Annotated in this window: 22 protein-coding genes, 5 tRNA genes and 3 pseudogenes; 27 read left to right on the forward strand and 3 right to left on the reverse strand. The window is 41.0% G+C overall.

All coding sequences use genetic code 11. The annotated features are described in order from the left end of the window. Positions 1-31 precede the first annotated feature (31 nt). From MUN89_RS10825 to MUN89_RS10865, 9 genes are all read left to right on the forward strand, one after another. Complete coding sequence (locus tag MUN89_RS10825; RefSeq protein WP_244707644.1) at positions 32-661, forward strand: transcriptional regulator CcpN; 630 nt, start codon at positions 32-34, stop codon at positions 659-661. Positions 662-686: 25 nt separating this feature from the next. After that, positions 687-1,499, forward strand: coding sequence for a pyruvate, water dikinase regulatory protein (locus MUN89_RS10830; protein ID WP_244707646.1), 813 nt, complete (start codon positions 687-689; stop codon positions 1,497-1,499). A gap of 203 nt (positions 1,500-1,702) precedes the next feature. Further along, on the forward strand, positions 1,703-2,161 hold the full coding sequence (locus MUN89_RS10835) for a YaiI/YqxD family protein (protein WP_244707648.1): 459 nt from the start codon (positions 1,703-1,705) through the stop codon (positions 2,159-2,161). A 26-nt stretch (positions 2,162-2,187) separates the two neighbouring features. Further along, positions 2,188-4,017 (forward strand): DNA primase, encoded by a 1,830-nt coding sequence (dnaG, locus tag MUN89_RS10840; protein WP_318036076.1) that lies wholly within the window; start codon positions 2,188-2,190, stop codon positions 4,015-4,017. 35 nt (positions 4,018-4,052) lie between these two features. Continuing rightward, the gene (rpoD, locus tag MUN89_RS10845; RefSeq protein ID WP_244707650.1) at positions 4,053-5,180 is read left to right on the forward strand and encodes an RNA polymerase sigma factor RpoD; all 1,128 of its coding nucleotides are present in this window, start codon (positions 4,053-4,055) and stop codon (positions 5,178-5,180) included. A gap of 96 nt (positions 5,181-5,276) precedes the next feature. Continuing rightward, a complete protein-coding gene (locus MUN89_RS10850) occupies positions 5,277-5,837 on the forward strand; it encodes a hypothetical protein (RefSeq protein ID WP_244707652.1) in 561 nt (186 codons plus the stop codon). Positions 5,838-5,909: 72 nt separating this feature from the next. Then, on the forward strand, positions 5,910-6,287 hold the full coding sequence (gene cccA, locus MUN89_RS10855; protein WP_244707654.1) for a cytochrome c550: 378 nt from the start codon (positions 5,910-5,912) through the stop codon (positions 6,285-6,287). A 59-nt stretch (positions 6,288-6,346) separates the two neighbouring features. Further along, positions 6,347-7,054, forward strand: coding sequence for a tRNA (adenine(22)-N(1))-methyltransferase (locus MUN89_RS10860; protein WP_244707656.1), 708 nt, complete (start codon positions 6,347-6,349; stop codon positions 7,052-7,054). After that, entirely contained in the window at positions 7,051-8,166 is a 1,116-nt protein-coding gene (locus tag MUN89_RS10865) for a Nif3-like dinuclear metal center hexameric protein (RefSeq protein ID WP_244707657.1), read from the forward strand. The genes MUN89_RS10860 and MUN89_RS10865 overlap by 4 nt, the downstream gene beginning before the upstream one ends. Positions 8,167-8,208: 42 nt before the next feature. Here MUN89_RS10865 and MUN89_RS10870 read toward each other — a convergent pair. Beyond that, positions 8,209-9,161, reverse strand: a pseudogene (locus tag MUN89_RS10870) (4-hydroxy-3-methylbut-2-enyl diphosphate reductase). A 161-nt stretch (positions 9,162-9,322) separates the two neighbouring features. Between MUN89_RS10870 and MUN89_RS10875 the strand changes: the two are divergent. After that, positions 9,323-10,645: a DEAD/DEAH box helicase gene (locus MUN89_RS10875; protein ID WP_244707659.1), complete on the forward strand. Its 1,323-nt coding sequence runs from the start codon at positions 9,323-9,325 to the stop codon at positions 10,643-10,645. A 19-nt stretch (positions 10,646-10,664) separates the two neighbouring features. Next, positions 10,665-11,557: pseudogene (locus MUN89_RS10880) on the forward strand (deoxyribonuclease IV). A gap of 23 nt (positions 11,558-11,580) precedes the next feature. Here MUN89_RS10880 and MUN89_RS10885 read toward each other — a convergent pair. Continuing rightward, the gene (locus MUN89_RS10885; RefSeq protein WP_244707661.1) at positions 11,581-11,865 is read right to left on the reverse strand and encodes a DUF2624 domain-containing protein; all 285 of its coding nucleotides are present in this window, start codon (positions 11,863-11,865) and stop codon (positions 11,581-11,583) included. Between the two features lie 92 nt (positions 11,866-11,957). Here MUN89_RS10885 and MUN89_RS10890 point away from each other — a divergent pair, with 92 nt between their 5' ends. Both MUN89_RS10890 and MUN89_RS10895 read left to right on the forward strand, forming a co-directional pair. Further along, complete coding sequence (locus tag MUN89_RS10890) at positions 11,958-12,656, forward strand: transglycosylase SLT domain-containing protein (RefSeq protein ID WP_244707662.1); 699 nt, start codon at positions 11,958-11,960, stop codon at positions 12,654-12,656. An 88-nt stretch (positions 12,657-12,744) separates the two neighbouring features. Further along, positions 12,745-13,200, forward strand: coding sequence for a DUF4190 domain-containing protein (locus tag MUN89_RS10895; protein ID WP_244707664.1), 456 nt, complete (start codon positions 12,745-12,747; stop codon positions 13,198-13,200). Between the two features lie 42 nt (positions 13,201-13,242). On the opposite strand, the pseudogene ispG reads toward MUN89_RS10895, so the two are convergent. Continuing rightward, positions 13,243-14,378, reverse strand: a pseudogene (ispG, locus tag MUN89_RS10900) (flavodoxin-dependent (E)-4-hydroxy-3-methylbut-2-enyl-diphosphate synthase). A gap of 276 nt (positions 14,379-14,654) precedes the next feature. Between ispG and MUN89_RS10905 the strand changes: the two are divergent. The 14 genes from MUN89_RS10905 to pstB all read left to right on the forward strand — a co-directional run bounded on the left by MUN89_RS10905 (position 14,655) and on the right by pstB (position 26,714). Further along, the gene (locus MUN89_RS10905; RefSeq protein ID WP_318036077.1) at positions 14,655-15,293 is read left to right on the forward strand and encodes an NfeD family protein; all 639 of its coding nucleotides are present in this window, start codon (positions 14,655-14,657) and stop codon (positions 15,291-15,293) included. Between the two features lie 332 nt (positions 15,294-15,625). Next, entirely contained in the window at positions 15,626-17,263 is a 1,638-nt protein-coding gene (locus MUN89_RS10910) for a Na/Pi cotransporter family protein (protein WP_244707666.1), read from the forward strand. A 259-nt stretch (positions 17,264-17,522) separates the two neighbouring features. Beyond that, positions 17,523-17,599: transfer RNA gene (locus MUN89_RS10915), tRNA-Met, on the forward strand. Positions 17,600-17,634: 35 nt separating this feature from the next. Further along, positions 17,635-17,710 (forward strand) — tRNA-His (locus MUN89_RS10920). A gap of 4 nt (positions 17,711-17,714) precedes the next feature. Next, positions 17,715-17,791: transfer RNA gene (locus MUN89_RS10925), tRNA-Ile, on the forward strand. 13 nt (positions 17,792-17,804) lie between these two features. Further along, positions 17,805-17,897: transfer RNA gene (locus tag MUN89_RS10930), tRNA-Ser, on the forward strand. Between the two features lie 206 nt (positions 17,898-18,103). Then, positions 18,104-18,179: transfer RNA gene (locus MUN89_RS10935), tRNA-Phe, on the forward strand. 348 nt (positions 18,180-18,527) lie between these two features. Beyond that, on the forward strand, positions 18,528-19,142 hold the full coding sequence (locus MUN89_RS10940) for a superoxide dismutase (protein ID WP_244707668.1): 615 nt from the start codon (positions 18,528-18,530) through the stop codon (positions 19,140-19,142). A 223-nt stretch (positions 19,143-19,365) separates the two neighbouring features. Further along, positions 19,366-20,481: an MFS transporter gene (locus tag MUN89_RS10945; protein ID WP_318036138.1), complete on the forward strand. Its 1,116-nt coding sequence runs from the start codon at positions 19,366-19,368 to the stop codon at positions 20,479-20,481. A gap of 94 nt (positions 20,482-20,575) precedes the next feature. Then, positions 20,576-22,681 (forward strand): peptidoglycan D,D-transpeptidase FtsI family protein, encoded by a 2,106-nt coding sequence (locus MUN89_RS10950; RefSeq protein ID WP_244707670.1) that lies wholly within the window; start codon positions 20,576-20,578, stop codon positions 22,679-22,681. 239 nt (positions 22,682-22,920) lie between these two features. Continuing rightward, positions 22,921-23,880, forward strand: coding sequence for a phosphate ABC transporter substrate-binding protein (locus MUN89_RS10955; protein ID WP_244707672.1), 960 nt, complete (start codon positions 22,921-22,923; stop codon positions 23,878-23,880). A gap of 150 nt (positions 23,881-24,030) precedes the next feature. After that, a complete protein-coding gene (pstC, locus tag MUN89_RS10960) occupies positions 24,031-24,975 on the forward strand; it encodes a phosphate ABC transporter permease subunit PstC (RefSeq protein WP_244707674.1) in 945 nt (314 codons plus the stop codon). Then, a complete protein-coding gene (gene pstA / locus MUN89_RS10965) occupies positions 24,976-25,863 on the forward strand; it encodes a phosphate ABC transporter permease PstA (RefSeq protein ID WP_244707676.1) in 888 nt (295 codons plus the stop codon). It begins immediately after the preceding gene. A 23-nt stretch (positions 25,864-25,886) separates the two neighbouring features. Further along, entirely contained in the window at positions 25,887-26,714 is an 828-nt protein-coding gene (gene pstB, locus MUN89_RS10970; protein WP_396266107.1) for a phosphate ABC transporter ATP-binding protein PstB, read from the forward strand. Positions 26,715-26,755 lie beyond the last annotated feature (41 nt).

Here is a 26,755-nt window from a genome sequence, read left to right on the forward strand (position 1 = left end):
CATAGTCAGCGGATCAGGGTGGTGAAAGAGTGTGGAATTGTCTAATCGTCAAGAACAGATTATTCAGATCGTAAAGGATAATGGACCTATTACGGGAGAAAATATCGCCGAGCAGTTAAATCTGACACGTGCTACCTTAAGGCCGGACCTCGCGATTTTAACGATGGCTGGTTTTTTGGACGCACGTCCGCGCGTCGGGTACTTTTTTACAGGTAAATCCGGTTCTGAACTATTAACCGAAAAACTTAAAAAGTTTAAAGTAAAGGAATTCCAATCTGTCCCGATTGTTGTAGAGGAAAACGTTTCGGTTTACGATGCAATTTGTGCTATGTTTCTTGAAGATGTCGGAACCTTGTTTGTTACGAATGATCAGACGCTTCTCGTAGGAGTGCTTTCAAGAAAAGATTTATTAAGAGCTAGTATGGGAAACCAAGACTTAACTTCAATCCCTGTTCATATTATTATGACAAGAATGCCGAACATTACGATTTGTAAAGAGGATGACCTTCTGCTGGATGCAGCACAGAAACTGATTGAGAAACAAATTGACGGCCTCCCAGTAGTCAAGGCGGCAGACGATGGTATGGAGGTAATTGGAAGATTGACGAAAACGAATATTACTAAGGCACTGGTGGAACTAGGACGGGATGAACACATATAAGATGCGAAACGAGGAGGGAAGAGGGATGAAGAAACCATTAATTTACGTAATATCAGATTCAGTTGGCGAAACGGCAGAACTTGTGGTCAAAGCAGCACTAAGCCAATTTGACGATGGACCATTTGATCTTCAGCGTGTGCCTTACGTGGAAGATAAGGGAACAATTAATGAGACCATTCAACAGGCTAAGGAACAGGAAGCAATGATCGGCTTCACCCTTGTCATACCCGAATTCAGGGCTCATCTTCTTGCAGAAGCCAAAAAATATAATATCGAATGCATAGATATTATGGGTCCAATGATGGATGCTATGGAACGCTATTTTAAAACAGAACCCCGGCTTGAACCTGGTCTTGTTCATAAGTTGGATGAGGACTACTTCAAACGTGTGGAAGCCATAGAGTTTGCCGTCCGATATGACGATGGACGTGATCCGAGAGGCATCAGCAAAGCAGATATTGTATTAATAGGGGTCTCAAGAACGTCGAAGACACCTTTGTCACAGTACTTAGCCCACAAGCGCCTTAAGGTGGCTAACGTTCCCATCGTGCCGGAGGTCGAACCGCCTAGAGAATTGTTCCGGGTAGATCCGGATAAGTGTATCGGTTTAAAAATCAGCCCTGAAAAGCTGAATGATATACGAAAAGAACGGCTGAAATCTTTAGGACTTGGAGCTCAGGCAAGTTATGCAAACATGGACCGAATTCATCAAGAGCTTGATCATTTTAATCAAGTGGTCGACCGCATTGGCTGTCACGTAATAGACGTATCGAACAAGGCAGTTGAAGAAACCGCGAACGTAATTATGAATAAATTACGTGAGGAAGCCCAACAATAGTACAAATTAAGTAGAAAGTCGCGCAGCGGACAGCGCGGCTTTTCTTAAGGAAAAAGAATAAAATCCTGGCTTAATAGTCATTAATGTAATATAATAATATTTTGTGAAAAAAGAAGGTAGATGAACGTGAGGAATACTTGTCAGAAAAATAAAACATTCGTAATATGGCAGGATTCTTCCTATCATTGTAGAAGTACAAGATTATGCTAAAACAAAGACCTGATATATGGGTAGATGCTGACAGCTGCCCGGTCAAAGATGAAATTTTAGAAACCAGTTCATTGTTTTCGATCACGCCGTTGTTTATAACTACAATTAATCATTTTAGCGGAAAAGCCGAAGGATCCTGGACTTTTCTTGATGATGGTTCGCAATCTGTCGATCTTTATATTGTAAATCATGTAAAACCCGGGGACATTGTGATTACTCAGGACCTGTCTCTCGCCGTATTGTTAACGTCGAGAAGGGTTTATGTAATAACTCCTAGAGGTAAACTAATTAATGAAGAAGATGCTGATGAAATTATGTTTTATAAGCATTTGAGACAGAAAACGGTAAAGAGAAAGGGGAAATGGAAAGGACCCTCTTCATTTACGAATGAGGACAGGGAAGCATTTACTCAGGTTTTTAAAAAAACTTTGTCTTCCTTTGAAGGGATTTAGTAGTCTATAACGAATATTTTTTTAATATGGTGATTAGTATGGCAGGACAAATACCAGAAGAACTCGTCGATGAGATAAGAAAGTCTTCAGAGATCGTTGATGTGATCGGTGAGTACGTACAATTAAAGAGGCAAGGCAGGAATTATTTTGGTCTCTGTCCTTTCCACGGGGAAAATACTCCTTCTTTTTCCGTATCTAGTGACAAGCAGATTTTTCATTGCTTTGGATGTGGAAAGGGAGGGAATGTGTACACCTTTCTAATGGAAATGGAAGGCTATAGTTTTATTGAAGCAGTAAAACATTTAGCTGAACAAAATGGTGTTCAGCTCCCTGAGCACCAGCAGGAAGAAAATCAGCCGGAGCGAAGTCCCGAGTCTCAGCAGATTCTGGAAGCTCATGAATGGCTCACTAAGCTTTACCATCACTTGCTGAAAAATTCAAAGGATGGAAAAGACGCCTATCAATATTTATTAGATCGAGGATTTACGGATGAATTAATTAACCGTTACCAAATTGGGTTTTCGCCAAGATCCAGAGATTTTGTCGTTACCTTTCTTGAAAAGAAAGGCTTTCATCCACAGACCATGGTTAAAGCAGGGCTGCTCAATGCAGATAACGATGGGAATTATCATGATCGTTTTAACGGAAGAGTCATATTTCCACTCCGTAACCATCTAGGTAAAACAGTGGCTTTTGCCGGCCGCTCGTTAGGCGATCAGCAGCCAAAGTATATTAACAGTCCCGAAACGGAACTTTTCCATAAAGGGAAGCTGTTGTATAACTTTGACCTTGCCAGGTCTGCGATTCGAAAACAGAATAGTGTAGTCTTATTTGAAGGTTTTGCAGATGTTATTTCTGCTTATCAATCAGGAGTGCATAACGCTGTCGGTACAATGGGCACCTCAATTTCAACCACCCAGGCTAAATTGTTGAAGCGTTACGCTGATAAAGCAATTATTTGCTACGATGGAGACCAGGCAGGAATTAACGCAGCAGTAAAAGCAGCCAAGCTGGTGCGCGATGTAGGTTTACAGACTTATGTAGCTCGGCTCCCGGAGGGTCAGGACCCCGATGATTTCATTCAAGAAAACGGGGCAGACCGGTTTAAACGGGAGATCATCGATGCGAGCGAAACCTATACTTCCTTTATGATGTCTATTCTAAGAAGAGATTACAATCTTAATCTAGAAGGAGATCGCATCGCCTATATCGAAGAGGTATTGAAAGAGGTAGCCAAGATCACAGGCGCGATTGAAAAAGAATACTATCTTCAGGAGTTATCTAAGGAATTTAACATATCCTTTAATACTTTGAAAGAAGAACTTGATCAAATCAGTGTACAAACACAGCCTGTAAAGGATAACCAACAGCAGAAACGCCATACTAATCGTAGAAACGATTATTCACTGCAGCAAAAACTTCTTCCAGCTTTTCATAATGCTGAACGGAAGCTCATTGCATATATGTTGAAAGATTCAATTATTGCTGATAGAGTTCAGGAGGAAATCGGAGGAGCCTTTAATATTTCTGACCACCAGGTTATTGTTACTTATCTTTATGCATATTATGAAGACGGTAACGATCCGGATATCAGTCAGTTTGTGGAGAGGCTGGATGATCCTTCACTTAAAGACCTGGTTATCCAGCTGGCCATGGCGCCAGCTGAAGAGGAACTTTCAGACCAGGAGCTTCAAGATTACATTTATAGGATTCAGCTTGAATCCCATGACAGAAAGGACATTAAAACTCTTGAAGCTGAGATGAAAGCTGCAGAGCAGCATAATGATCCTATTAAAGCAGCTCAGATAGGCATGGAAATACTGCAGCGAAAGAAAAACTTAAAAAACACTCATTGAGGTTTGGATAGATATGTTGGAAGGAGGGGGAACTTATGGCAGATAAGCAGCAACAGCCATTACGTTCTAAAGAAAATGAAAACGAACTGACACTGGAACAAGCAAAAGACCAAGTGTTGGAGATTGGGAAAAAGCGGGGTGTCCTTGCCTACGAAGAAGTAGCAGAAAAACTCTCCAGCTTTGAGTTAGATTCAGATCAGATGGATGAATTTTACGAGCACTTAAACGATCAGGGCGTAGAAGTCATCGGTGATTCCGATCAGGATCCAAGCATGCAGCAGCTGAATAAAGAAGAAGAATTCGATCTAAATGACTTGAGCGTACCGCCAGGTGTTAAAATAAATGATCCAGTTCGAATGTACTTGAAAGAAATAGGCAGAGTAAACCTTCTATCCGCGAAGGATGAGATTAGTCTTGCTCAGCGGATTGAAAATGGTGATGAAGCAGCTAAGCGTGAGCTGGCAGAAGCAAACCTGCGCCTTGTAGTAAGTATTGCAAAACGGTATGTTGGCCGTGGAATGCTCTTTCTCGATTTAATTCAGGAAGGAAATATGGGTCTGATCAAAGCAGTGGAGAAATTTGACTATCGAAAAGGATACAAATTCAGTACGTATGCTACATGGTGGATCAGACAGGCTATTACCCGTGCAATAGCCGACCAGGCACGTACGATCAGGATTCCAGTCCACATGGTGGAAACCATTAATAAGCTGATCCGTGTGCAAAGGCAGCTTCTTCAGGATCTGGGCCGTGAACCAACGCCAGAGGAAATCGCTCAAGATATGGAGCTAACTCCTGATAAAGTTCGGGAAATTTTAAAGATTGCCCAGGAACCTGTTTCTCTGGAAACGCCAATTGGTGAAGAGGATGATTCTCATCTAGGTGATTTTATTGAGGACCAGGAAGCTACCTCTCCATCTGACCATGCTGCTTATGAACTTTTAAAAGAACAGCTCGAAGATGTTCTTGATACCTTGACCGACCGTGAAGAAAACGTTCTTCGCCTTCGTTTCGGCCTTGATGATGGCCGTACACGTACTCTTGAAGAGGTAGGAAAGGTTTTTGGAGTCACAAGGGAAAGAATCCGACAAATTGAAGCCAAAGCCCTTCGTAAGCTAAGACACCCTAGCCGCAGCAAACGATTAAAAGACTTCATGGAATAGAGAATTGGAATTGCTCAGGGCCATCATCACGCTTTTTCGCGGATGGGTCCTGGGCTTTTTATATGAATGGGGTGATCCAAACTGGCTGAGGACCGTATGCAAACCATTATAAATGAAATTAAGTATTGGAAACAAAATCATCTGCTGCCTCAAGAATACTGCGATTACTTGCTGGCTTTGTACACCCAGGGGGAAGGGGTTACAGACGATTTGCCAGATGCACTAAAGGATGCTTCCTATTCCAAGACCTTCACCATCGTCAAATTATTGTGCTGTTTAATTTTGTTACCCCTTTCATTTCTTGTCATTTATTTTACTCAAATAGGCTTGCTTTTGCAAACAGGGCTTTTGTCGACATTTGTTCTCCTTGTTTTTTGGATCGCAAAAGATTTGAAAAGCAAAAACAGCCCGCTGTTTCATATGCCGGCTATTGCAGGGTTTTTAATTCTTCTTCTCACCACTGTAAGTATGTTTCATCATTTTTACAGCCATAATATAAGTATCTATGTAGTCGTAATGGTCAATAGTCTAGTATGGCTGTTCATTGGTAAGAGAACAAACCTACATTACTTAACTGCCTCGGGAATAATCGGACTGACTTTAATGGTCATCATGCTTGTTTTGCAAGTTTTCACGGGTTATCCCTTTTCTAAGTAAAGGTTTTCAAGTAAAATGAATGTAGTCTATCTCTCTCTTTCTTAAAGGGGATACATAAGGAGGTTACTCGAGATGAAAAGAAACCCTGTGGTTCCTTTTGCAATTATTGCAGTTCTCGGTATAGTCGCAATGATCATTATTTCAACTGCTGGAATAAACCAGAAAGAAGCCATTGAGAATGCAGAAAAAAATGGCGGCAAAACTGAAGAACAGCAGTCCGGTGGCTCTGATGCTTCTCCGGAAGAACTTTTTAAAGCAAAATGTGCAACATGCCACGGTGGAGACCTTAGTGGCGGGGTAGGGCCAAACCTGCAAAAAGTAGGGGGTCGTTACTCAGCAGAGGAAATTCAAAACATAATTAAAAATGGTAAAGGATCTCAAATGCCGCCAGGGCTTTACCAAGGGGAACAGGCTAAAAAGATTGCCGAGTGGCTGGCTAAAAAGAAATAAACCGTAAGAAAAGCTTTCTGGTTTCATGCAGAGGGCTTTTCTTTATGAGGAGCAGTAAAATGAATGTATATCAATTGTCTAAACGATTAGAAAGAGTGGCAGATTATCTTCCAAGTGACAGCTGTTTTGCTGATATTGGTTCAGACCATGCTTACTTACCTTGTTACGTGTGTTTAAACGATTCCGAAGCAAAAGCAATTGCTGGTGAAGTGAATGTGGGGCCATATGAAAGTGCTTTATCAGAAGTTCGTAACCAGAATCTTGAAGATCGAATTGAAGTGAGGCTTGGTGATGGTTTGGAAGTTTTAGAACCTGGCGAAGTCAGACAAGTAGTCATAGCAGGAATGGGCGGCTCTCTTATTAAAAACATCCTCGACCGCGGGAAAGAAAAATTAAAGAATGTTGACCGAATAATCGTACAGCCGAATATTGGTGCAAAATTTCTGCGAGAGTGGTTTATTGAACAGAAGTACCAATTAACGAAAGAAGAAATTCTTGAAGAAAATGGTCATACCTATGAAATATTAATCGCTCAGCCCGGGGATCCTCTTGTTTGTTACCAAAAGGACATCTTCTCAAAACAGCTTCTTTTTGGGCCACACCTATTAAAGGAACGGCCCGAGGTGTTTAGGCAGAAATGGAAGGAGGAATATGCAAAAAGACAACGGGTACTTACTCAGATTAATAAATCTAAAGAACCTCATTTAGAGAAAATGAATGAGGTGAGAACGGAAATGGAATGGATCGAGGAGGTCTTGGCGATATGAATCAAATAACTGGACAGACGCTTATTAAGGAATTTGAAAAATGGTCACCTAAGTCGCTGGCTTTCGATTGGGATAATGTGGGTCTTCAAGTAGGAACACTTCATAAGCCGATTAATAAGGTAATGATCACCTTAGATGTCCTTGAAAACGTAGTGGAAGAGGCGATTGAAAAAAATATTGATTTAATCATAGCCCACCACCCTCTGCTCTTTGTTTCCCTTAAACAGATCAATTTGGATACACCAAAAGGAAGAGTCATCCAGAAACTGATCCAGCATGACATTACCGTATATGCGGCTCATACGAATTTGGATATTGCTGAAGGCGGTGTAAACGATGTGCTGGCAGAAGCATTGGATCTGCATGAATTACAGCCGCTTATTCCGACAGGAGAAGATGATCTTTATAAGCTTGCTGTATTTGTTCCCGAAGATCACGCAGAAAAGGTGAGAGACGCTGTGAGCGAAGCTGGTGCCGGCTATATTGGAAATTACAGTCACTGTACTTTTCAGATTGCAGGAGAAGGCTCTTTTATGCCTCAAGAAGGAACCAATCCTTTCCTTGGCAAGCAGGGCACTCTTGAAAAGGTAAAAGAAAAACGAATAGAGACAATTGTGCCTAAATCAAAGCTGAATCAAGTGATTCAAGCGATGCAGACGGCCCATCCTTACGAAGAAGCTGCGTATGATCTCTATCAGCTGGAAAACAAAGGAGAAAAAATTGGTGTTGGGCGAATAGGTGTTCTTGAACGCCCGATGACTTTAGAAAGACTGGCTGAAAAAGTGAAAGAAAAATACCAAATCCCTGCGTTAAGAGTAACCGGGAACTTGAATAAGAACGCAAAAAAGGTAGCTATTCTTGGAGGAAGTGGAGAAAAGTATATTCATCAGGCGGGACAAATGGGAGCAGATGTTTATATTACTGGTGATATGACTTTCCACATGGCACAGGATGCACAGGAGATGGGGCTGTCAGTAATCGATCCAGGCCATCATGTAGAAAAGCTTGTCTGTGCAAAAATTAAAGAATATCTAGAAAATCAGTGCGGGTTTGAAAAAGAAGTCACCTTTTATTTATCAGAAGCAAATACTGAACCATTTACATTTTTGTAAAAGTAAAGACCACTTGCCTTAAGGAGGCAGTGGTCTTATTTGTTACTTTGTTTTCTTTTTTGCCTTTACGCGTGGAAGGATTTTCTTCTGTTCCACTTTGGATTCCAAGATCCAAGTCTCTTCATTTCCTGGATCATAGGCTTCAATAAATTTGATCACTTCTTTTGTTATCGGCGTCGGTGTAGAAGCTCCTGCAGTAACAGCTACTTTCTGTACGCCTTGTAACCAATCCAATTCAATTTCAGTGACATCAGCAATTCGATAAGCTTCTGTACCTGCCACTTCTTTTGAAACCTGTGCCAGGCGGTTTGAATTATTACTTCTTGGGTCGCCAACGACCAGCGTTAAATCGGCCTCTTTAGCTTGTTCGGCCACAGCCTCTTGTCTTACTTGTGTGGCCATGCAAATTTCCTGGTGTTTTTCAACGTGAGGATATTTTTCTTTCACCGTCTCCATAACATCATAGACATCCCATTGGCTCATTGTCGTCTGGTTAGTAATCAACAATTTCTCGCTATCCACTTCAAGGTCTTTGACGTCTTCTTCTGTCTGAACAAGATGTACTTTACCAGGGCAACGCCCATTGCACCTTCAGGTTCGGGGTGCCCTTTTTTTCCAACATAAATGATTTCATAGCCTTCTTTTACTTTTTCACGGATTAAATCGTGGGTGTTTGTGACGTCAGGGCAAGTCGCATCTAAAGCGGTTAAACCTTTCGCTTTTGCACGCTCTTTCACTTCCGGAGAGACTCCGTGCGCAGTGAAGATTACAGTTCCTTCATGAATACCATCAAGTAAATCCATACGATTTTTTCCGTCTACTGTGATGATTCCTTCATTATTAAATGCTTCCGTAACATGAGTATTGTGCACAATCATTCCAAGGATATATATAGGCCGCGGGAGGTTAGGGTCTTTGGCTGCATTCTGGGCAATGACCATAGCATCTACGACTCCGTAGCAGTAACCACGCGGGGCAATTTTAATAACTTCCATGCATGCGTTCCTCCTCTTATGACAATTCTATAAATCGTCCAAGTTTCATTATAAAGGGTAAACTGAAAGTTGACAAAGATTCTCTTCGAATGGTTATCGTGCATTTATCATCATACTCTATTATAATGGGGAAGGAACACTTTTCATTAAAGGAGAAATTTATGAGCAAACATACATTTGAACAGTATGCCATCAATGCGACGGTGAGCCATGTGATAAAGAAGCTGGGCTTTCAAGAGCCAACCCCTATCCAGCAACAGGTTCTTCCTGCTGCTTTAAGAGGTGAAAGCCTAATCGGTCAGTCCCATACTGGCTCTGGCAAAACGCACGCTTTTTTGCTTCCGATGCTGAATAAGATGGAAGAAAATTTAAACCAGGTCCAGTATGTCATTACTGCCCCCACCAGGGAATTAGCTATACAATTATATGATGAAGTAAAAAAAGCGATTCAACTTGCAGAGAAGGAAGAAAGCTGGATTGCAAAGCTGGTCATCGGTGGTACGGATAAACAGAAAATGATGGAGAAACTGGCCTCCAATCCTCCTCAAATCGTTGTAGGAACGCCGGGCAGGATTCTCGACATGGTGAAAGAAGAAGCGTTAAACTTCGGAACTGTCAAAGCATTTGTCATTGATGAAGCTGATTTGATGGTTGATTTAGGATTTATGGAAGATGTCGATCAAATCCTCATACACACCAATCCAGAAGTTCAGATCATGGTCTTTTCTGCGACCATTCCAGAACGGCTGCAGCCGTTTTTAAAAAAATACCTTGATAATCCGACTCATATCCAAATTCAAGATCAAAAGCCTGCTCCGGAATCGATGGAACATAGGCTCATTCCGCTTCGCCACAAGCATCCTGCTGATATCATTATCGAGATTTCAAAGACGATCCAGCCTTACCTCGCTATTATTTTCACTAATGGCAAAGACCAAGCGGATGAACTTGCTGAGGCATTGCTGGATAGAGGGCTGGAAACAGGCATCATTCACGGCGGTCTGTCTCCTCGTGAGCGAAAACGCATGCTCAAAGATCTCCAAAGTTTGCGTTATCAGTATATCGTTGCTACTGATCTTGCAGCACGAGGCATTGATATTCAGGGTGTCAGTCACGTGATTAATGCCAGTCTCCCGAAAGAAGAAGAATTTTATATTCACCGGGTCGGCAGAACAGCACGTGCAGGTTTACAAGGAACGGCCATCAATTTGTATAAAGAAGAGGATCTTCCTCTGATCGAAAAATTAGAGAAGCGCGGATTGGAATTTGAATTTTACGACATTCGAAATCAAGAATGGAAAAAAATCAAAGCTCATAATGTAAGGCAGACGCGTCAGCCAAAAGACACAGAACTTGATAAGAAAGCGCGTCAGATGGTAAGAAAACCGAAAAAAGTGAAACCAGGTTATAAAAAGAAAATGAAACGGGCAACAGAAAAAAACAAACGCAAACTAAAGAGAGACAGTTTTCGCAAAGGACGATGACTTTTAAGGGGGATAAATGATGGTAAAGATTGGTTCACACGTATCCATGAAAGGAAAGAAAATGCTTGTAGGGCCAGTGAAGAAGCGGCTTCCTATGGAGCTTCGACATTTATGATTTACACCGGAGCCCCGCAAAATACACGAAGGCGCCCTATTGAAGAATTAAACATTGAGGCGGGCACAGAGCATATGAAAGAGCAGGGGATCACAGATATCGTTGTCCATGCCCCATATATCATTAATGCTGCAAATACAACGAAACCTGAAACGTTCCAGCTTGCTGTTGACTTCTTGAAAAATGAAATTGAGCGGACAGAAGCGATAGGAGCTCGTCAAATTGTTTTACACCCGGGTTCACATGTTGGACAAGGGGCAGATAAAGGGATTAAAAAGATAATCGAAGGACTTAACGAAGTTCTGCACAAAGAACAGAAAGCACAAATAGCTTTGGAAACGATGGCAGGGAAAGGTTCTGAATGTGGAAGAACTTTTGATGAATTGGCCCAGATCATAGATGGTGTACATTTAAACGATAAACTTTCAATTTGTCTTGATACGTGCCACATTCACGATGCCGGGTATGATGTGGTCGATAATTTTGATGGTGTCCTAGAGGAATTCGATCGAATCATTGGGCTTGACCGGCTGAAAGTCGTTCATGTCAATGACAGCAAAAATGAACGAGGGGCAGCCAAAGACCGTCACGAAAATATCGGGTTTGGCCATATCGGTTTTGAAGCTCTTCATAAAGTCGTTCATCATGAAGCGCTTACGGATCTTCCGAAAATATTGGAGACTCCTTATGTGGGGGAAGATAAGAAGAATAAAAAGCCCCCTTATCGATTTGAAATCAATATGCTGAAAGAGGGCGTATTTGACGACCAATTGAAACAGAAAATTATGCAGCAATAAAAGGATGCGAAACGCATCCTTTTTTATTTCAGCCAATGTTCGACTCCGTATTCTTTGGCTAATTTTTTTAACAATTGATTAACTTTTTTTGCTGTATCTTTTGAAGTGATGGCTGCCAGCTGATTCAGCATTCGTTTTCGTCCTTCTTTCTCAAACGGATTCTCTTTGTTCTTCTTAAGAGCTTTGATGATTTGGGCTGCTTCTTCCTTTGTTATGGGGATATTGTATTTCTGGCTGTACTGCATCAATTCATTTACGGTTAACTGCTTTAATTTCTGGGTAATGATTTGTTGAAGCACATTTACCATGAGACAGCTTCCTCTCCGTTGATATTCAGTACAACATATGTAATTTCAACGAAAAATGTGTGTCTATAGGAAGGATTAAAGGAGTTGAAGAAATGCAGTCAAAGGCATTATTCGTGCAAATTAGCGGCACGCTCTTGATAGTGGTGTGCACTTTTTTTGCGGCATATGCGTACAAACAGCGCCAAGTGGAGAAATTAGAAGGACAAGTTCAACAGCTTACATTACAAAATAAACAGCTTCATGCGGAAAATGAGTATTTACAAAAAGATTCGTTATCGTTATCAAAAAAATCCAGTTATAAAAAATGGATGCAGATAGAAGAGAAAGCAGACTCATTCGTAAAGGAAAGTAAGGGAAGGTTTAAGAAGGCGTGGGCGATGTACTTGGTCAAGGAAGCAAACGAGTACCAAATCGATCCCAATCTCGTTTTTGAATTACTTCATGTAGAATCAGGAGGCACATTCAACCCTAATCTGGTTGGTCCAGAAACCAAGTATGGACGTGCATATGGAATGTCGCAATTTATGAAGAACACAGCTCCCTGGATTGCAAAGATGGGGGGACTTCCATATGAAAAGAAATTGCTGTTCAATCCATATTATTCCATGAAGTTATCACTCGTTTATTTAGATTTTCTAAAAGAGAAGTACGGAAATTGGAATGAAGCACTTACAGCCTATAACAGGGGAATGAACGGTCTTGTCCAATACAAAAAGAAAAATGGACATGCAAGAAGCAGCTATGCAACGATTATCCAAAATAATGCAAAAGCTGTTGCAGTAGCGAATTAAGCTTTTTTCCATCAAGTACCTCTATAATAGCTGCTCTCCTATCACATACTACTCTTGATTCTTCTAACAGAAAGTGAGGGTGAGTCTAATGGATGATCCAAAATATCCTGTTGAGAATCAAGATGTAGAGCAGGCACCAGAACATGGTGATGAAATCGAAGAAGTAACAGAAGAAGAAATGCGGGACGAGGAACTGGAGGAACTCGAAGAAGATCGGGATCCCGAACAGCCTGTATATGGTGACAGCTACGAAGAGGAATTTGCTCAAGAAGCAACGGCAGTCCCAATAAGTGAGCCTATGCAGAATGAAGAACAAGAAACCACGATGGATAACAACGTGAATGCTGGGATGGGCTGGCTTGGTTTGACGGTTGCCGTTTTATCCTTTTTCTTTGCTCCAATTATTATGGGGGCAGCTGGCATCATTCTCGGAATCGTTGCCAAACGACGTAATGCAGATACACTTGGAAATATGGCGATTATCGTTAGTGTTATTTCCATTCTGTTTTCTTTATTCTTTGCGCCGTTCTACAATTTCTTCTAAATAAGAAAGGTGGATCCATGATTGGATCCACCTTTTTTTAAGTTACGCTTGTTCTTGCTTTTCTTTTTCTTTTTCTTTCTCTTTCTCTTTCTCTTTCTCTAACCGTTCTTTTTCATAAAATTCTTCAGCAATTTTGTCGACTTCTTTTTTCAATTCTTCTACCATTGTTTCTTCAGGCACTTTTCGAATGATTTCCCCGTGTCTGAACAACAGTCCTTCACCACGTGCACCAGCGATCCCTATATCGGCTTCGCGGGCTTCCCCGGGCCGTTTACGGCACAACCTAGAACAGCGACTTTAATAGGTGCTTTAATCGTCTGGATGTACTCTTCTACTTCATTGGCAATGGAAATCAAGTCGATTTCAATTCTTCCACAAGTCGGGCAGGAGATCAGCGTTGCCGCATTTGAAGCAAGACCAAAAGATTTTAGCAGCTCTCTTGCTACCTTCACTTCTTCTACGGGATCTGCACTTAAGCTTATACGAAGGGTGCTGCCAATGCCTTTACTCAATATGGCTCCAAGTCCTGCCGCACTTTTTACAGTCCCGGCAAACAGCGTACCGGACTCTGTAATCCCTAAATGGAGAGGGTAAGAAATTGCTTCTGCTGCTTTTTCATAAGCTTCTATTGCTAAATTAACATCGGAAGCTTTCAGAGAGACGATGATATCATGAAAATCCAGGTCCTCCAGAATTTTGATATGATGGAGTGCACTCTCAACCATGCCGTCAGCAGTAGGATAGCCGTACTTTTCTAAAATATGCTTTTCAAGAGAACCAGCATTCACACCGATTCGAATAGGAATTCCTTTTTCCTTAGCGGCATTTACAACCGCCTCAACTTTTTCCCGTTTACCAATGTTACCAGGGTTTATTCTAATTTTATCTGCTCCACCTTCAATAGCTTTAAGAGCTTTTCTATAGTCAAAATGAATATCAACAACTAACGGAATATTAATTCTCTTCTTAATTTCGGGAATGGCGTCTGCAGCTCTGTCATCCGGGCAGGCCACACGGACAACTTGACAGCCTGCTTCTTCAAGGCGTTTAATCTCAGCAACCGTTGCTTCAACATCATGCGTCTTCGTAGTTGTCATTGATTGAATGACAACCTGGTCTGCGCCACCTATCGTTAAATCCCCGACTTTAACCTGACGAGTATCTTTTCTGTGGGTAATTGCCATAACAAATCGCTCCTTTATAGGCTCAAAAAAAGGTCTGCTTCTTAATTTACCTTCCCTAATTATAAGGGCTTAATGAAAAAATGAGAAGCCAAGACACTTAAAAACAGCCAATTGCATGTAAAAATCGTGTAAATCAAATGAAAGAGATATTTTTAACCATACAAATTATATCACGGGGTATAGAAATAATAAAAAGTTAGAATATTTAGGTGAAACGATTTCCTGACTTGATCCGTACATATATTAAGTTAGGATTTATAGGAGGATGTGATGATCATGAATCTGCTCTCTTATGATTGGGTTGTGCTCTTTATTACTCTTCTCGGGACCATGTTTCTGCTTGGAGAGCTTTTAGTCAACATGCGTGGAGTCTTTGCTCTTGTAGGATTAGGATTTATCACTGTTTACTTCTCTTCGTATTTAGCTCCACATATGATGATTATTATGATGCTGTTATATTTTCTCGGTCTGGTGATGATTATTATAGATGGGAAATTATTAAACGATGGGACTTTGTCTCTCATAGGAATAGTATTAATGCTTGTAGCCGTTGGATTAAGCTCGCCTAACTGGGTTGCTGGCCTTTACAGCATTATCGGCGTAATTTTGGGAGCTGCAGCATCTTTACTATTTCTAAAAGTGTTTAAGCATAGAGAAATGTGGTCAAAGCTTGCTCTAATGGATGCCTTGACTTCAGAAATGGGATATAATTCGATGAAAGAAAGTTATGCTGCTCTCATGGATAAGCAAGGTATTGCTCTTACTGATATGAGACCAGTAGGCACCATTCGTATTGAAGATGACGAATATAGTGCTGTATCTAATGGACAGTGGATTGCTAAAGGGGACGAAATAAAAGTCGTTTCTGTGGACGGGACGAAAATATTGGTAAAGCCGAGTCAGAAGTAATAGGGCTGCCCAACCAATGGTCCGATCTGCTTCTGCTGGGAAAAGGATAGAATAATATTGGTATTTATGAACATAACTACTGGTAGAAGTAGAAATTACAGGATTAATATAATATGGAATGGTTTTTATAACAGGAGGACCGCTGTCAGAAGACAGCGGTTTTTGTTTATTTGTCAAGGGAATGGTTAATTATGGATTGTAAATTTATTGTTAACATTTCCGTTTTTTCTTTACAAACAAAAAATATATCGTTAATAATGAGGAAGGTGTTTTAAAAATAGAGAGAAATTTGTAGAAATTCCTTGGATGAACGAAGAAAGGGTGGATAGTTGTTGGAGATCGATGTTCAAAAGATGATATTTGAATTCGTCGGAGGCTTGGGGATCTTTCTTTTCGGTATTAAGTACATGGGGGATGGGCTCCAAAAAGTAGCTGGAGACCGTTTGCGGAATATTCTCGATCGTTTTACCCGCAATCCTTTTATGGGCGTAGTTGCGGGAGCAATCGTGACGATGCTCATTCAAAGCAGTTCGACTACGACAGTCCTGACCGTTGGTTTAGTTAACGCCGGGTTTATGACATTTAGACAAGCAATAGGCGTCATTATGGGAGCAAACATTGGAACAACTATGACCGCATTTATCATTGGGATAGATGTTAAAGAATATGGACTTCCGATATTGGCGGTCGGTGCCATTCTTATTTTCTTCTTTAAAAATAAGAAGGCTACTTACATCGGGCAGACGATCTTTGGGCTGGGCTCATTGTTCTTCGGTCTAGAAACCATGAGTGGCGGAATGAAGCCGCTGCGTTCACTGGAAGCTTTTCACGATTTAACCTTGAATATGAGTGATAATCCCATCCTTGGGGTTGTAATCGGGACGTTGTTTACTGTGATTGTCCAAAGCTCAAGTGCTACGATCGGTATTCTCCAGGGATTGTATGGGGAAGGGCTTGTTGATTTGCAAGCGGCTTTGCCTGTTTTATTCGGGGATAACATCGGTACGACGATCACTGCAGTACTCGCTGCGATCGGCGCTAGTGTTGGAGCGAAACGTGCGTCTCTCGTACACGTAATTTTTAACGTACTTGGGGCAACGCTGTTTTTACTTTTACTAAACCCTTTTGAAGCTTATGTTGATTGGCTGAAAGACATGTTAAATTTAGGGCCGGAAATGACGCTGGCTTTTGCCCACGGATCCTTTAACATTGCCAATACGATTATCCAGTTTCCATTCGTCGGATTTTTAGCCTGGCTCGTTGTCCGGCTGATCCCGGGTGATGATAAAATTATTGAATTTAAACCTCAGCATTTGGACCCGATTTTTATTAATCAATCTCCATCCCTCGCCCTTGACCAGGCGAAGGAAGAAGTAGTTCGTATGGGTGAATATGCGTACAAAGGTTTGGAAGAAACAAATTTATATTTAAACAATAAGCAGCAAAAGCATTCGGAAATGGCGATGCAGATTGAAGATGCTTTAAATAATCTGGACCGTAAAATAACGGACTATCTTGTTGATTTATCACAGGCTTCTTTAACTGATGAAGAAAGTCATAAGCATTCTGCTCTCATGGATTCAGTCCGTGATATTGAACGTATAGGGGACCACTTTGAAAACTTGATTGAATTAATTGACTATAAAAATTCGAATAAGGTCGATTTGACTGAGCAGGCTATCGAAGACTTAAATACAATGTTCGACCTCACTTTAATGACTGTTCAGCAAGCAACCAGAGCTTTAGAAAGAATGGATCGGGAAGAAGCTCTCGCGGTAGTTCAGAAAGAGAATGAACTGGATAGAATGGAAAGAACATATCGGAAGAAGCACATCATTCGTTTAAACGAAGGTTTGTGTTCAGGACAAGCAGGAATCGTATTTGTAGACATGATCAGCAATCTCGAACGAATAGGTGATCATGCCGTCAATATTGCCGAAGAAGTCCTAGGAGAAAAAGAAAGTCTGTAATTTAAGGAATCATTTGATTAATGTCATCACTTGCAGAGCGTGGAATTCCGTCTCTGCAAGTTTTTTATTTATAATGTTCAGCTTAAAAACATGAGTTTCACCAAGCGTTTACTTAAAAATTCTTGAAAGCTTATGAGGTGCATGCTATATTAATTTTGTTGCTGTTTTTGACAGAAAAAAATGGATTGACAGCAATTCGCATCCATGATATATTTATATGCGTCGCTTCAATAGTGAGGGTGACAGTTAATGTGAATTCGGCGGTGTAGCTCAGCTGGCTAGAGCGTACGGTTCATACCCGTGAGGTCGGGGGTTCGATCCCCTCCACCGCCACCAATTCTACATACATAATCATTAACATTTATATAATGGCGGCTGTGGCGAAGTGGTTAACGCACCGGATTGTGGCTCCGGCATTCGTGGGTTCGATTCCCATCAGTCGCCCCAAAGTGGACCCTTAGCTCAGCTGGTTAGAGCTATCGGCTCATAACCGATCGGTCGCAGGTTCGAGTCCTGCAGGGTCCACCATTTTTTATCATACGGAGGAGTACCCAAGTCCGGCTGAAGGGAGCGGTCTTGAAAACCGCCAGGGGCTTTACGGCCCGCGGGGGTTCGAATCCCTCCTCCTCCGCCATGATTTACTTACATAGTATAGAAAACTCGGCAGCTCAGTCGGTAGAGAAGCCGTAAAACATCTTTGAAATTCCTTCACAGCAGGCTTTGCGAGGAGCATAGGCTTCACCGGAATGGCTTGCAGCGAGACGAGCACAGATCATCTTTGAATTAACTTCGAAACAAGATAATGAGCGAGAATTTAATCTTAAATTAAATACTTATCATGGCTCGGTAGCTCAGTCGGTAGAGCAACGGACTGAAAATCCGTGTGTCGGCGGTTCGATTCCGTCCCGAGCCACCACTTACCTTACAAGCTGAAAGAGCTTGTTTTTTTATGGCCAAAATTAGTTTTCTCCTCTAGCGCAGTTTCCTTCATTAGGTGTACTTTAACTGGTTGAATTTTTTCTGAACAGACGTCTGCCATGTCACTGTAAAATTACTGAATCATAAAATTCATCAAATCGGTAGGAATTCTATGTTTAATTTTCATGGAAAAGGGAATCTATATTTCCGTAAGTCCACTGTAAATTGCCAGCAGAGGGCATGCAAAAGATTTGCAAGTGAAAATTTGATTTGGTAATGTTGCATTAGGAAGAAAGGCGAAACGACTTCTTCCTGTTACATATTATTTTAAAGGAGGAGTATTACTATGGCTAAATTTGAACTGCCGGAATTACCTTATGCTTATGATGCACTAGAACCTACTATTGATAAGGACACAATGAACATCCACCATACGAAACACCACAACACTTACGTAACAAAACTAAATAATGCATTAGAAGGTCATGCGGATTTACAGGATAAATCACTGGAAGAGCTTCTAGCGAATAATCTTGAAGTTGTTCCTCAGGATATTCAAACTGCTGTACGCCGTAATGGCGGTGGGCATGCAAACCATGATTTGTTCTGGACAATCATGTCCCCAAATGGCGGTGGTGAGCCAACTGGTGACTTAGCTTCAACGATTGCGGATACATTTGGCAGCTTTGATCAATTCAAGGAAAAATTTGAAGCAACTGCAAAAGGCCGTTTTGGCTCAGGCTGGGCTTGGCTTGTCGTCAACAATGGCAGCCTTGAAGTCATTGATACTTTAAACCAGGATTCACCGTTAATGGAAGGTAAAACTCCAATCCTTGGACTTGATGTTTGGGAACACGCTTATTATTTAAATTATCAAAACCGTCGTCCTGATTACGTAGCAGCATTCTGGAATGTTGTAAACTGGGACGAAGTAGCTAAGCGCTATGACGCGGCTAAATAAATAAAGTGTAAAGACGGACACAGATCTTAAATCTGTGTCCGTCTTTTTGTATATCTCCTTTTGTTCTGACTACACTAAGAGAGAACAAAAAGGAGATTTTATTTATGGTGAGGATACTAAAAGTCTGGCTCAACCGCGAAGAAGTATCTAAAGATTTATTACTGCTTCTCTTAATCGGGGATTATATTCGCTCGGTATTTTTCTTTCGAGTACATTTGTAAATATTTATTTATGGAAACAATCCAATAGCTACAGTGATATTGCTTTATATAATCTAAGTATTTATGTTCTCCAGCCCCTCACGTTTATTGTGGCGGGAAAGTGTGCTAAAAAAATTGACCGTGTCATTGTCCTGCGGACGGGAGTGACTGTCCTTTCTTTATTTTTTTTGACTGTATTAATGGTGGGAGAACGTGCTGCTACCTTTAACATTATGCTGGGAGCTCTGTTAGGGATTGGATATGGTTTTTATTGGCTCGCTTACAACGTACTTACCTTCGAGATTACGGAGCCTGAGACAAGGGATTTTTTTAACGGCTTTTTAGGTGTTCTCCAATCGCTTGGAGGAATGACAGGGCCACTGCTTGCAGGCTATATCATTTCTCGTTTTAATAATTCCACAGGATATACTGTGATTTTTGCAATTTCTTTTGGTTTGTTTATCCTCGCTGTGCTTGTAAGTTTTGGATTATCGCGAAGAAAAGCTAAAGGTAATTTTTCCTTCAAAAGGATAATGGATGAACGCAAACGGAATGTAAACTGGAACAGGATACTTCATGCGCACATTTCCCAAGGCTTTCGTGAAGGGACATTCCTTTTTGCTGTTTCCATTTGGATCTTTTTAATTACCAGAGATGAATTATCTTTAGGAGTATTTAATCTTGTATATTCTGGATGCTCTTTTTTATTTTTTTTCTTGGTTGGGAAATGGATCAAGCCAAGCAGAAGAAAGAAAGCAATATTTTTATCGGGGCTTTCCTTGTATTTATCCGTCCTCATTTTATTAGTTAGCGCTACGATGCCATTACTGCTGATTTATGGGGCAATCGCCGGTGTCTTTTTTCCATTGCTTTATGTTCCATATATCTCACTTACTTATGATGTGATCGGAAAAGCCTGGAATGCAGGGGAGATGAGAATAGAGTACATCGTAGTGAGGGAGTTGTTTTTAAACACGGGACGCGTGCTTTCCATTTTGGTTTTTCTGTTCGCAATTTCTTTCATTGCACCCGAAACAGGGCTGCCATATATTTTACTGCTTGTAGGAGGAGGACATTTTCTCATTTACTTCTTTATAAAGGATATTGATACAAAAGCCATGAGTGCGATAAGAAATTGAAACTTTTCTTTTCAAATGTCGTCTATATTTATAGGAAGAAAAAAATGTTATACTATAGAAGCGATTTTTTGAAAGGGTAAGGGAGAGGTGTTTCATGGCGAAGAAGAAGAAGAAACAGCAGAAGAAAAAATCCCATATGCCAATAAGGCTTAATATAATCTTTTTTATTGTGTTTTTATTATTTGCCGGTCTGATCTTACAGTTGGGTGTTGTGCAAATCTTAAATGGGGAAGAGGCACAGAAGCAAATTGATCGTACAGAAAACACGACCACAAACATCCCTGTCCCAAGAGGAGAAATGTATGACCGTTACGGTCGGGTCCTCGTTGATAACAAGCCCCTGTATTCAATTACATATACTCCGCCAAAAGGGGTCCAGCCAGAGGATCGGTTAGAACTGGCAGAACAGCTTGCTAAATACATCCAAATGGATGCTGACAATTTAACGGAAAGAAACTTAAAGGAATACTTCTTTTTAAATCACAGGGAAGAAATACAAGAGCGGATAGCTGATGAAGACACGGAGAATCTTGATAATGGCGAAGTGTACCAACGTCAGCTTGACAGTATAAAAAAATCTGAAATTGATTCTTACAGTAAGGAAACAAAAAAAGTCATCGCTATAAAGAAGGAGCTTGATAAAGCGTACGCTCTCTCTCCACATGTGATTAAGAATGCAAACATCTCACAAGAAGAGTATTCAAAGGTAGCTGAACATTTGGCGAATCTTCCAGGAATTAATGTAACTTCAGATTGGGAACGGTCTTATCCGTTCGGGAAGACTTTCAAAAATTATTTAGGTTCGATTACTACCAGGCAGGAAGGTGTTCCTAGAGATGATCTTGATTACTATATGTCTCTTGACTACAGCCGAAATGACCGGGTAGGGGAAAGCGGACTTGAACAACAGTACGAAGAAGTACTGCGTGGAGTTAAGGAAAAAGTCCAATATACTACAGATAAAAGCAATAATGTAGTTGACACCAATGTCATACGAGAAGGAAGACGCGGACAGGATCTTGTGTTGACGATTGATATTGAACTTCAGCAGAAGCTCGATCAGATCGTTAAAGAAGAGCTTACTAAAGGAGTAGGATTAGGCAACAGCCAGCTGGATAATGCCGTAGCTGTAATGTCTGATCCGCAGACTGGCGAAATTCTCGCGATGTCCGGGCAGACTTATAACCGGAACCGCAAAAAAGATGAACCAAGAGTATCGGATACGTCCTATCAGGCCATATATAATGCTTACGCTCCTGGGTCGACAGTCAAAGGTGCGACGGTACTTACCGGTTTTCATGAAGGGGTCATTAATACGGGTACGACAATTTATGACCACCCTTTAAAATTTTATGGGACGCCAACAAAATCATCTTATGCTACTCTGCAATATACGAATTATTTAAAAGCCTTAAGAAAATCTTCAAACGTCTTTATGTTCTATGTTGCTTTATGGTTAGGGGGAGAACATTACGAACCAAATACTAAGTTGGATTTCAAACCAGGGACTTACGAAACTTTCCTATATAATTTTAACCAGTTTGGTCTAGGTGTGGAAACCGGCATCGACCTGCCATATGAAGCAACAGGCTTTGAAGGGAAAAATCCTAGCCCGGGTAATATTCTTGACTTTGCCATCGGCCAGTACAGTACTTATACAGCCTTGCAAATGAACCAGTATGTTTCGACCATTGCAAATGGAGGCTCCAGACTTCGAACGCGCCTTGTCAGGGAAATCCATGATCCGGCAACGGTCGGTCAAGACCTGGGTCCTACAGATAAAATCTACAGCCCGAAAGTCTTAAATAAATTAGAAATGAGCGATCAAAATATCGGAAGAGTGCAGGAAGGCTTCCGTCAAGTAATGCAGACGCCTGGCGGAACAGCCTACAGTGACTTTCACAGTAAATCATATAATCCGGCAGGTAAATCAGGTACCGCCGAGGTTACGAAATATGAGAAGGGTAATAATGGTTACATTTCTCACGAAGATTTGGAAAACCTGACCTTGGTTGCTTATGCTCCTTATAAAAATCCAGAGGTGGCCATTTCTGTAATGGTACCGTACATGAATGCCAGTGGGGAACATGTCAACTACCATATCGGAGAGCGGGCGCTGGATGCTTATTTTGACTTGAAGAAGCAACGCGAGAAGGACGGAATCAATATGGATATCGGAAATAAGAAAGAAAATGAATAAATGAATCCATTAAAAACAGCTTGCACATGTTGCAAGTTGTTTTTTTATCGTCTTTTTGAGGAATAGTTTATCAAATTGGTTCATTTTTACAAAAAGCACAGGATTTATTCAACAAATTCCGTCAATTTACAAAAGCTTAACATTTGATTTATATGTCCTTAAAACTACGTAGTTAGTATATAAAATGTGAGTTGGACAACCCAACTGATCTTAACTTAGAAAAATAGGGGGAAAAAGAAATGAAAAGTTTTAAAAGTTTAGCACTAATGTTTGCTTTCATTCTTGTATTGGGAGCACTTGCGGCTTGTGGAGGCGGAGACGAAGGATCTTCTTCTGATTCCTCTTCTGACAGCGAGTCTACTTCTTCTGATTCTTCATCTGACAGCAGCTCTGATTCAGAAGCAGCTTCAGGTTCAATCGTAGTCGGTGGTTCCAGTGCCCTTCAGCCACTTGCAGCAGCAGCAGCAGAGCAATTCCAACAGGACAACCCTGACGCTCAAATCGAAGTACAGGGTGGAGGAAGCGGTACTGGTCTTTCTGAAGTAGCAGCGGGTAACTTTGATATTGGTAATGCTGACTACTTTGCAGAATCTAAAGAAGGCATCGATGCAAGCAAACTTGTTGACCACAAAGTAGCCGTAGTAGGAATGACTGCAGCTGTGAATGCCGATGCTGGTGTAACTGACATTTCTAAAGAGGATCTTAAAAAAGTATTTACTGGAAAGATCACGAACTGGAAAGATGTTGGCGGCGAGGATATGGAAATTAAACTAGTTAACCGTCCTGACGGTTCTGGTACTCGCGCAACTTTCAATGAATTCGCTCTTGATGGAGCAACTCCAGCTGAGGGAATTACAGAGGATTCTTCCAACACGGTTAAGAAAATTGTTGCTGACACTCCTGGAGCAGTAGGCTACCTTGCATTTTCTTACTTCGATGACAGCTCTGATTCTAAAGTGAAGAAAATGTCTATCGATGGTGTTGAAGCATCTGACGAAAACGTAAAATCCGGAGACTTCCCTGTTTGGGCCTACGAGCATGCGTATACTAAAGGAGAGCCGGAAGGATTAGAAAAAGCATTCCTTGATTACATGATGAGTGACGAAGTACAATCTAATCTTGTACCTGAACAAGGATACATTCCTTCCACTGAAATGAAAGTAGAACGTGATGCAGAAGGTAAACAAACAGAAAAATAATTATTATTATGTAGTAATTAAATAGGGAAACTTACACAGGGTTGACTCTGTACCATCGTAATTCAACTTCATGATAAGGACCATTCTTATCTAAAGCTGTTCGATGATGCTATGGGTCAGCCCGTTTCCCATGATTTAGGAGGATAGGCTATGTCAAACAGTTCACAAACTACAGCCTCCAAGGCAGCTCAGCCCCATCGTTTAATTAAGAGTAAAAATGGTTCAGTCAAACGGAATGAGCTGCGAGGAAAAATCTTAGTATATTTTTGTGCCATTCTAATCATTGTGGCAACTTTAGCCATTACTTTATTTCTGACCTTAAAAGGGCTGCAGTCGTTTGTATTAAATGATGTAAATGTTATTAAATTTATCACTGGAATGGTTTGGAGTCCATCTGGTGAAGGTGACTTTACCTATGGTGCATTTCCATTTATTTTTGGTTCTTTTGCGATCACATTTCTTGCAGCTTTATTTGCTGCCCCCCTTGGAATCGGAAGCGCAATCTTTATGACCGAAATTGCTAAAAAATGGGGTCAAAAAGTATTGCAGCCCGTTATAGAGATACTCGTTGGAATTCCTTCAGTCGTTTACGGTTTAATTGGCTTGACTGTAATCGTTCCGATTATTAGAAATCATTCCAGCGGTGTAGGTTTTAGTTTATTGGCAGGAATGATTGTAGTAGGAGTTATGATCCTTCCAACCGTAACAAGTATTTCTGCAGATGCATTAAAATCTATTCCATCAGATATTAAAGACGCATCTTATGGTTTAGGCGCAACAAGATGGCAGACAATTTACAAAGTGATTCTGCCAGCGGCACTTCCTTCTCTTGCAACGGCTGTCGTGCTGGGGATGGCAAGAGCTTTCGGTGAAGCACTCGCTGTTCAAATGGTAATTGGTAACTCTAAGGCAATGCCGGAGGGAATTACTGATCAGGCGGCTACCTTGACCTCTATTATTACGTTAAGTATGGGACATACCACTTACGGTAGTGTCCACAATAACTTACTGTGGTCATTAGGCTTAATTTTATTAGTCATGTCTTATGTGTTTATCATTATTATTCGTTTGATTTCGTCAAGGAGGAAGGTTTAAATGAACAGGCGGGTAACTAACAATATTGCAACGTCAGTTTTTGTTTTGTGTGCTGTTATCATGGTAGCAACACTCATTTATTTACTAGGTTATATTCTTACAAATGGACTCGCTGAAATTAATTGGTCGTTTCTGTCTTCTAATTCCAGTTCTTTTCAGGCTGGCGGCGGAATTAAAAACCAGCTATGGAACTCCTTCTATATCCTGGTGATGACTATGATTTTTTCAGTTCCATTAGGAGTTCTTGGTGGAATTTATCTCGCGGAATACTCAAAACCGGGTAAAATCACAAACATCATTCGTACTAGTGTAGAAGTTCTTTCCTCCCTGCCATCCATCGTAGTCGGAATGTTTGGTTTGTTAGTGTTTGTACAATATGTTGGATTGGGTTATTCCATTATTGCAGGTGCTTTAGCGCTAACCGTATTTAACCTGCCTGTAATTGTTCGCGTTACCGAAGACTCCATTCGTTCGGTTCCACTTCGGCAGAAGAATGCCAGTCTTGCTCTCGGAATTACTCATTGGCATACAGTAAAAACGGTACTTGTACCTGCTGCTTTTCCGGGCATCCTAACTGGTGTAATCCTTTCAGCGGGCCGCGTATTCGGGGAAGCTGCTGCTTTATTATTTACGGCAGGTCTTTCCTCACCTAATTTAAACTTTAATTCGTGGAATCCGTTTAATACGACATCACCACTGAATCCATTTCGTTCCGCCGAAACGCTGTCGGTTCACATTTGGAAAGTGAATTCCCAGGGGATCATGCCGGACGTACTAGAAATTGCAAATGGTTCAGCAGCCGTGCTGATTATATTTGTATTGATATTTAATTTGTCTGCACGGATTATTGGTGGACTAATCTTTTCGAAAATATCTGGTAAAAAGTAGGAGATGAAAAGATGCAAAAAACTATGAAAAATAATAAACAAGCGGAAAAACTGCAGGAAACCGTACAGGAACATGCGGGTGTAGAACGTCCGGAAGAAGCAGAGACTCTGATTGAATTAAAGGATTTAAGTGTGTTCTACGGCAATAATCAAGCTGTTAAGCATGTCAATATGCCACTCAAAAAGAATAAAGTAACAGCTTTCATTGGTCCTTCAGGTTGTGGAAAATCAACTCTGCTTAGAACGATTAACCGTATGAATGACCAGATTCCGGATGCTCATTATGGCGGACAGATCATGTATGACGGAGTGAACCTGCTTGATCAACGTATTGATGTGGTTTCTCTTCGTAAAGAAATTGGTATGGTTTTTCAGGAACCTAATCCTTTTCCAAAACCGATTAAAACGAATATTACGCATGCTTTAAAATTTTACCGTACAAAAAAGAGCGAAATGGATGACATTGTAGAGTCAGCCCTGAAACAGGCTGCTTTGTGGGAAGAAGTAAAGAATCGTTTAGGAAGCTCTGCCCAATCCCTATCAGGAGGACAGCAGCAGCGGCTGTGTATTGCAAGAGCTCTTGCTCTTAAGCCTCAAGTTCTGTTGTTGGATGAGCCGACTTCGGCGTTGGATCCTATTTCTAGTGCAAAAGTGGAAGACTTAATCATTGAATTAAAGAAATATTATACAATTGTGATTGTTACGCACAATATGGAGCAGGCAGCCCGTGTATCCGATTATACTTCCTTTATGTACAACGGGGATTTAATTGAATTCGGATCTACCTCCCAGCTTTTTACCAATCCAAATGAAAAAAGAACAGAAGATTATTTAACCGGAAAATTCAGTTAACCTGTTCATTCAACTAATGAAAATAATTGCGGAAATATATG

The sequence above is a fragment of the Halobacillus salinarum genome (assembly GCF_022919095.1).
Taxonomy (GTDB): Bacteria; Bacillota; Bacilli; order Bacillales; family Halobacillaceae; genus Halobacillus_B; species Halobacillus_B salinarum.